Below are 6,555 nucleotides of genomic sequence, written 5' to 3'. Positions count from 1 at the left end.
CCCTCCAATATTTTTTCAACGATTCTCACCTTGTTCCATTCGTCTTCTGTCAGTGTAATTGTCTCCTGTCCCATAGTGACATTATCTCAGAACAGTTATGGTATGACATTATCACAGACGAACAACAGATGCTGCCGTTTCAGCAGAATCCGAATCGTTCCTCCGGGTTCCGTATACTTCAGCGCATTGTCGAGCAGGATCAGCACGATCTGCTTGAGCTGCTCGCTGTTGCCGCGCACCGTGACGTCCGGCTCAATCTCGTAGGTCAGCTCGATCCGCTTCTCGAAAATCGCGGCCTCCGTCATCAGGATGACGTTCTCCACGGCCTCGCTGGCGAACCGCGAGCGGCGGCAAGGCGACCGGCGGACTCTACGAAGGAGCTGCTTACCAAGCGGGCACGAAGCTGGTCGACTTCCAACTTTCGGGTTCGGTGACGTGGCTGAACGAATCGGGAGTAACCGAACCGGGAGCGGGCCGCGGAGGATTCGGCCGCCCCGGAGGCGGCTCCGGCGGCAATCCGGGCATGGGGGGCGGACGAGGCGGCTCCCGCCCGGGAAGCGGACAGCCGGCCCCGGCGCAGTAAGCCGGCTCAAGGATATGTCATCGAGGAATAGCCGATCGATACGATTTATTGGGACGGGAATCGGTCCTCCCATTTCCGCCCGATTGTCGATTCGGTTAGCCGCGAATCTCGCGCTCAATTTCCGGATCCGGAAGCGATTCGCATATTGAACGCTGTAGTCGAATATCGTTCACTTTAACGCATTATCGCAAACATTCTGAATCATTGAGAAAAGACCGTCAGCAGTTTGACGGTCTTTTCTGTGCAAACCGAACCTTTATGTACGCCGAAACGGAATCGGAGCGGGAAGCAAAATGGAAATGTTCCCGCTAATATCGGTCGTTCCCCGTTTCCGGGCAAAACAACGGGAATACGTCCCGATAAATCCCCCCAAACCGTGCTTTTCGCCGATACGGCGCCATTTTAACTGGAGCTTCTCCCTCTCTTTTGTAATGACGCCTTTAGGAGAGCAGGTTAAAGGGAGGATTTCCCGTTCGTTCGATTCCAGCGGCGCGGCGGAAACGTAAGACGCTGCTCGCCCCATGCTTGCAAGCGCGCGAAGAGCGATTCCGCAAAATCGCTCCTCCGGCGTTCGCTTAATCGCTTGGGTCAAGTCCGGACACCAGCAAATCGTATTTCCCCGATGCCAGCTCCAGATCCCGGCCGGCTATGACCGCCACCTGGTCGCTTCCGGCTTCCGCGACGGACAAGCGGCCGACGATCGGCACAAGATCCAGCTCGAGCACGGCGGTCATCGCGGCGGGGATGTCCAGCAGTAGGCGGAATACGGTCCCGGTCCGCCGCTCGATGCGCTCCCATCGGACCGATATCGGACCGCGAACCGTCGTCACGCATGCATCGGCGAACCGAAGTCCGTCCGGGAAGAAAGGACGGATCGTCGCCTCGGCAAAGCCGGGAGATACCGCCCGAATGCCGGTCACATATTCCTGAAGCAGCCGTATCGGATACCCGTTCCAGGCGTGACAGTGCGACTCGATATCGTTCCAGCCTTCCCACAGCGTGGTTGCCCCTTGCCGGATCATATATCCCCATCCCGGATATTCTTGGCGCGCGATGATCCGGAACGCCGCTTCCGGCTGGCCGTGCTCGAACAAGGCTCTCAGCATCGGGAGCGAAAGCACCGTCCTTGCCTCCCACTCCATGCCGGCGACGTACTCGGCGACCGCGCCCACATCCGTCTCCGGCACTAAACCGGCATGCAGCGCAAGCCCGTTTACCCCCTGGTGAGATGCCTCGGAGCCGAGGCAGTCGACAAACCGTTTCCGCTCGGCATCGTACAGATGGCGGACGATGCTGCGGCCGAGCTCGCCGGCAAGCTGCAAATAAGTCTCTCCGTCGGCCGGGCGTCCGATCCTCTTGGCGGCTTCGGCGACGATGCGAGCGGCTTGGACCAGCTTGACGTTGTGCACCGTCAAAAACGCCGAGCCGTGATCGACGGTCGGATACGGCCAATCGCTAATATGCCATCCTTTGCCGGCCGGCACCAGTCCCGTATGGGGATCCGCCGTTCCCAAATAATAATCGATCATGCGTTTGGCGGTGTCGTAATACCGCTCGAGCACGCGAATATCCCCGACGTTCCAATACAATTTCCACCACAATGTGCAAAAATGGAGGTCCCATTCCGGTATTTGCAAATGAAAGTCCGGATGCTCGTAATTGGACGGATATACGAACGGAAACGTTCCGTCCTCCAGCTGGGAATCGGCGAAATCCGCCAGCACCTTCTCCAGCATCGAGCGGGAATCGAAATTGTAAAGCAGCAGCTCGGCCTGCAGATCGGAATCGGCCAAATACTGCGCTTGCTCCCGGTGCGGGCAGTCGACCGTCTGGCCGAGCAAGTTGTTTTTCTGCGTCTGCACGGCCGCTTCGAACATTTGGTTCAACATCCCGTCCGAGCAGCGGAAACGGCCTTCGCAGGCAACGGCCGTATGGGCGAAAACGATTTCCACATGTTCCCCGGGAACGAGAAGGTCCGGATAGCCGGTAATCTCCACGTAACGGAACGCCTTGTACGACAAATCGGGCTGCCACGTTTCGAGCGCATCGCCGCGCATCGTATACCGGTCGTAATGCCGTTCCTGCTTCTCGTTGCATACGTGGTGCTTCACGAAACCGCTTTGTTCCAGCTCCTCGGCATACCGCATCTGCACCGTAACCCCGGGTATGCCCGGCAGCCGGATTCGCGGCCAGCCCGAGACGATTTTGCCGGTATCGAACACTTGGGTTCCGGCCGGAGTACCGGGCGGCGTTACTTCGTGCGGGACGATCGCCTTCTCGATCGCCCCTTCGGGAATTTCCTGCCACTTCATCGGCCAGCCGTCCTCGTGAACTCCGGCGACGACCGCCCGGCGGCACGCGGACATGTCGAAGCCGGGAAGCTGCCAGGCCGGATCGAGCTTGCGCGCATCGTAATCGTCGATCGCCGACATTCTGCGGTTTTGCTGATACGGCATTCCTGCCGTTCGGGGCATGACCTTGAGCGTCTCCCACGACGTATCCGTCGCCCACCGTTGTCTGGTCCCATCCTCATGGACGGCTTCGAGCTGCAGCCGGAAGCCCGGGACGCCGTTGACGTAATTTTGACCCGAGCCTCCGAGATAATGGGCGATCGCGCTTATGCAATTGCGCCCGTTTTGGATCGCGGCCGTCACGTCGTACGCGAGGTAATATTTTCGTTTCTCCGGATTCGTCGGGGCCGGGGAACCGAAGCCGCCGATGCTCGTTCCGTTGACGAACACTTGAGCGACGTTATGGGCGGACATAAAAAGCTTGGCGTACGCGATTCGCTTGCTCACATCGAATTCTTTACGTAAATACGCATAATCGTTCGTCAATAGATCGGTCGTCCGCCAAATCCAACGCGCCTCCCAATCTTCGGGAAACAATCCGGTGTCGAAGCGGGCCGGGTCCGAGTCGCTGCGCCGACCGGCCTCGTTCCAAACCGCAACTTTCCACCAATATCGCGAAGCGCCTTTCAGGCGGGGACCGGCATAATCGGCATGAAGCGATCGGCCGTCGAAGGTGCCGCTGTCCCACACGTCCGCCTCGCCTTTATCCAGCAGCCGCCGATCCGTCGCCACCCAGATCCGCGCCGCCCGGCTCCGCAGACCCTGTTCGTCGCCGGCGAGACGCCACGAGAAGCGAAATCCGTCGTTATCCAAACCGAGCGGCGTCTCGTTGCCGTCCACCCGCAAAAAATCGACCCGAACCGGCACGGAACGCCCTGCTCCGCCTTCGTCCGCAGCAATGTTTCTCATACAATCCCCTTTCGATCGATAGGCAAGCTGCCTTTTTGCACTTCACTTCACCAGCTCCAGCACGATCGGCCCGAGCAGCCCGCCCTCCTTGCGGAGGGAAAACTGGCTCCGCAGCTTGCTCCCGTTCGGCTCCGCATGTTCGAGCAGCGGTTCTGCGCTCATCCGGTTGGATACGACGTTGGTCGCCGACACCTTAAACGCGTTCGCTCCGGGACGAATCGCCGTCGTCACGTCGAACCGGTACGGGGGGACGAACGAATGCCCGATCGACACGCCGTTCACTTCGACGTCGGCGATTTCTTCGACTTGTCCGAGGTCCAGAAGCAGACGATGCCGAGGGCCAAGCATGCCGGCGGACAAATCGACGGTCCATGAATAATCGACGGTGCCGGAAAAAGTCGGGTCGAGCTCCAGCCACGGCGTCAGACCGCTGCGCTCGGTTCCGTTCCACTCGAAGCGGATGCCGGCCGGATCTATCGGCTTTACGGCCGCGACCGAAGCCGCGCTGCGGTATGGAGCGGGCACCGTGACGCCGATCGAAGCCCGTTCGTCGTCGGACAGGCCGGCGTCCGTCGTCAGCAGAATCGACCGATACGGCGGCAAGCAGACGAACAGGCCGATACCGCTCCCGGACGTTCTCGTCGGGGGGAGCCACCGTTCCCCGGTCAACGGCTCCCACGCGATAACCGATTCCGCGCCGCCGGTTTCCGGCAGCGTCATCCAGCCTTCCGCGGGTTCGCCGATACTTTCGTTGCTCACCAGCCATACCGGGCAGCCGTCCTTGATGCGGTGAAGAAGACGAAGTCCTTCTCGTCCCGAGCCGTCGAACGCGAGCTGGGGCTCGATTCCGGCGGCCTTCCAGGCGGCGGGCAGCTCGGCGCCGTACTCCGCCACGTAGACGGAGGGCATCGTACGAAACGTTTCCAGCCTCGATTCCCATTCCGATCGGTCATCCGTCCCGATCAACCGGCTCGGATACCGGTCCGAGAAAAAGACCGGGACGCCCGCGTCGCGTATCGCCATCAGCTTGCGCAGAAGCGATACGGTGATGCACTCGATTCCGGGAATGACGACGCCCCGGTACGTTTCCCGCCGAAGCCGCAATTCCCCGTTCTCGGCGACAACCGACCGCACCAGCTCTTCCTCCGGGATCAGGTCGTAGTCGTATTGGTGCTCGCACATGACCTGCTGAACGTCCTCGACGGGCACGCTGTCTCCCGCATAGCCGATCGAGCCCGGATACAGAATCAGCAAGGAGGCGACGTGCCGTCCTCCCCGCAAAACGTCCTGAAGCCGGTTCGCGTACTTCGCGTAGCTGCCGAAATACGGCCATTGCGGATTCAAGCCCCCGTCGTAAAAATACGGCGGACAGTCGAGGTCCGGCCACTTCGGATTGAAAGCATGCAGGATGAAATGGTTGATCCCTTTCACCGCCTGCCAGTCGGTCAGCCATTTCATCATGCGCAGTCCCAGGTGCCAGCCGTAGGCGCCGAACGTTTCGGATAAGGCCAGGTCGTCCTTCAAGCCGTAAATATGCGCGGCGGAGCTGCCCAGCTTCGGAAGCCCCCAGTAATCCCGGTTGCGGTATCCGGGAATGACCTGATTGCAGACGACGTCGATCCCGCCTTCGTGGGCGTAGCGCGATACTTTGAAGAAATCTCCCGGCCCTTCCGTCGTCCGGTTGTGAAACATATACCGTTCGCCATGGGCGGGACAAGCCTCGTGCTCGTACCAATGCCCGATATATTTCAAGCCGTTCGCCTCGCACCATTCGTACAGAGGCCGGCAATACGTTTCCGCGTATTCGCCATTGAGAAACTCGTAGTAATCGTAGACGAACGATACCGCCGTCGGACTTTCCTTGGACAGCCACAGGGCGGGCAAGTACGGCATCGGATCGTACCCTTTGCTCGCGATGAACCGGTTCCGGAGGTCGTACCCCCACGGAACTTGATGCGCCTTGTTGGAATAGAGCGGCTCGTCGAAAAAGAACCCTTTCACCGGACAACCGAAAAAATGGCCGATTACGGTTTTGGACGATTCGTACACCCTTTCGCGAAACGCTTCCACGGCTCCGGGATGCAGCGGATCGATATAATTGTCGGAGCGGTCTTCGATCACGAAGCAGACGATCCACTCCCCCTTCGGCACGTCCCATTGGATTGCGCCAAGTATGCCGTGCATGTGTAAGGAATCGGAACGGTCGAGCGCAAGCGGCACGCTTCGGCCGTAATCGATCGCCCCCCGCTCGCACGGATACGCATAAGCGGCCAAAATCGTGCTGTTCGGCGCCTCCGTCCACGGCAGCATCAAGCTCGCTTGGGGAAGCGGCCCCCGGTAACGAACGTACTGAAGACGAATGGAAGAACGCAGGAAAGCCGGATCCAGCTTTTGAACCGTATCGCCCGCCACGCCGCTCGGATACCATTTCTCGTCGAACAAATACACGTCGATGCCGGCTTCTTTGCACCACGACAAAATCAGTTTCAGATCTTTCCACCATTTGGGCCCCAGAAAGTCCCAGTGCGGCCGCGACTCCAGCGTCAATTCGCCGATTCCGGAACCGACGGCAAGCTCGAACGCGCGTCGAAGCTCCGGCTCGCTCTCCGTTCCGTGCAGCCAGAACAGCGCGCCGAGATGCCGCGGCGGTCGATCGAACGAAGCTAGCGGGTGGGCCGATGTTCCGTTTCCCATCGGGCGGCATCCTCCGTT

The 6,555-nt window shown here is 60.0% G+C and carries 3 protein-coding genes; all 3 read right to left on the bottom strand.

Annotated elements, in window-relative coordinates; genetic code table 11:
* Positions 1–95: 95 nt before the first annotated feature.
* The 3 genes from PV407_RS17965 to PV407_RS17955 all read right to left on the bottom strand — a co-directional run bounded on the left by PV407_RS17965 (position 96) and on the right by PV407_RS17955 (position 6,537).
* Entirely contained in the window at positions 96–323 is a 228-nt protein-coding gene (locus PV407_RS17965) for a sensor histidine kinase (protein ID WP_332091310.1), read from the bottom strand.
* A gap of 835 nt (positions 324–1,158) precedes the next feature.
* Entirely contained in the window at positions 1,159–3,843 is a 2,685-nt protein-coding gene (locus tag PV407_RS17960; protein ID WP_332091309.1) for a family 78 glycoside hydrolase catalytic domain, read from the bottom strand.
* 42 nt (positions 3,844–3,885) lie between these two features.
* Positions 3,886–6,537 carry a glycosyl hydrolase gene (locus PV407_RS17955; protein WP_332091308.1) on the bottom strand — a complete coding sequence of 884 codons (2,652 nt, stop codon included), beginning with the start codon at positions 6,535–6,537 and terminating at the stop codon, positions 3,886–3,888.
* Positions 6,538–6,555: the final 18 nt, after the last annotated feature.

Source organism: Paenibacillus sp. GYB003 (assembly GCF_036577625.1).
GTDB lineage: Bacteria > Bacillota > Bacilli > Paenibacillales > NBRC-103111 > Paenibacillus_AB.
Note: the sequence above shows the minus strand (reverse complement) of the source record. Positions and strands in the feature narration are given on the sequence as shown.

What these genes read in the sequence shown, in the direction of transcription:
- PV407_RS17960 (WP_332091309.1), bottom strand. Translation starts at nt 3,843, where the DNA reads ATGAGAAACATTGCTGCGGACGAAGGCGGAGCAGGGCGTTCCGTGCCG.
- PV407_RS17955 (WP_332091308.1), bottom strand. Translation starts at nt 6,537, where the DNA reads ATGGGAAACGGAACATCGGCCCACCCGCTAGCTTCGTTCGATCGACCG.